Origin of the sequence: Chryseobacterium ginsenosidimutans (assembly GCF_039536845.1) — a bacterium.
GTDB classification, from domain to species: domain Bacteria; phylum Bacteroidota; class Bacteroidia; order Flavobacteriales; family Weeksellaceae; genus Chryseobacterium; species Chryseobacterium ginsenosidimutans_B.
This window is the reverse complement of the sequence record NZ_BAAAZJ010000013.1, coordinates 1-788: the sequence shown is the minus strand read 5'-3', so window position 1 is coordinate 788 and position 788 is coordinate 1. Positions and strand designations below refer to the sequence as shown.

General features: G+C 29.7%; 1 protein-coding gene and 2 tRNA genes. 2 read left to right on the top strand and 1 reads right to left on the bottom strand.

Features of this window, described 5'->3' with window-relative positions:
• Positions 1-25: 25 nt before the first annotated feature.
• A tRNA-Arg gene (locus tag ABD745_RS19420) sits at positions 26-99 on the top strand.
• A 59-nt stretch (positions 100-158) separates the two neighbouring features.
• Here the strand turns inward: ABD745_RS19420 and ABD745_RS19415 are convergent.
• A complete protein-coding gene (locus tag ABD745_RS19415) occupies positions 159-521 on the bottom strand; it encodes a hypothetical protein (RefSeq protein ID WP_344834070.1) in 363 nt (120 codons plus the stop codon).
• A 168-nt stretch (positions 522-689) separates the two neighbouring features.
• Here ABD745_RS19415 and ABD745_RS19410 point away from each other — a divergent pair.
• Positions 690-764 (top strand) — tRNA-Pro (locus ABD745_RS19410).
• Positions 765-788: the final 24 nt, after the last annotated feature.

Below are 788 nucleotides of genomic sequence, written 5' to 3'. Positions count from 1 at the left end.
AATAGTTTTCTCAAAACTATTCAATGGGTGCGTAGCTCAGCTGGATAGAGCATCTGCCTTCTAAGCAGACGGTCAAAGGTTCGAATCCTTTCGCGCTCACAAAAAAGCTCACAATTTTATTGTGAGCTTTTTTGTTTTTAATGGATTAAATCATTAGTTCAGCTTTGATATCCTTCAATTTGAAATATTGATTTAAAGATCAAATATTTTACATTTATTCTTAAACAAGTTTTGTTGTTTTTGATATAGATAACTTTGTTTTGGAAAAAGAAAAAATAATCTTTCCTTACATTCAATGTACATTTATCAACATTCATTTTTATTAATTCCTGTTGCAAACTTTTACCGATATTTTCAATTTCATTTTTACAGAAGTTCTTATTAGACCGGTGCTCTAAACCTTTGATGGTTTTAATTTTAATTTTTGAAAAAGATATCTGAAGTTTTCGCTCAATATAAAAATTGGAAACAAAAGAACTTATTAGCAACAAAAAGAACAAAAATAAAATTTTATTTTTCATTTTCCATTTTCATCTAAAACAATGGTTATTAATCATGTAAAGTTAGTAAAAAACTGTTCCAAAAAAATTAATAAAAATTATTCCAAATTTATTTTCATAATTAAAAAAAAGACTCTATATTTGCACCCACAAAAAACAAGGTAATACTTGTTAAAAGATGACCTTAATCGGGGCGTAGCGTAGTCCGGTCATCGCGCCTGGTTTGGGACCAGGAGGTCGCAGGTTCGAATCCTGCCGCCCCGACAGTTTTAATAGTTTTCTCAAAAC

Excerpts from the sequence above, each read along its gene's own strand:
- ABD745_RS19415 (WP_344834070.1), bottom strand. The coding sequence starts at position 521 with ATGAAAAATAAAATTTTATTTTTGTTCTTTTTGTTGCTAATAAGTTCT.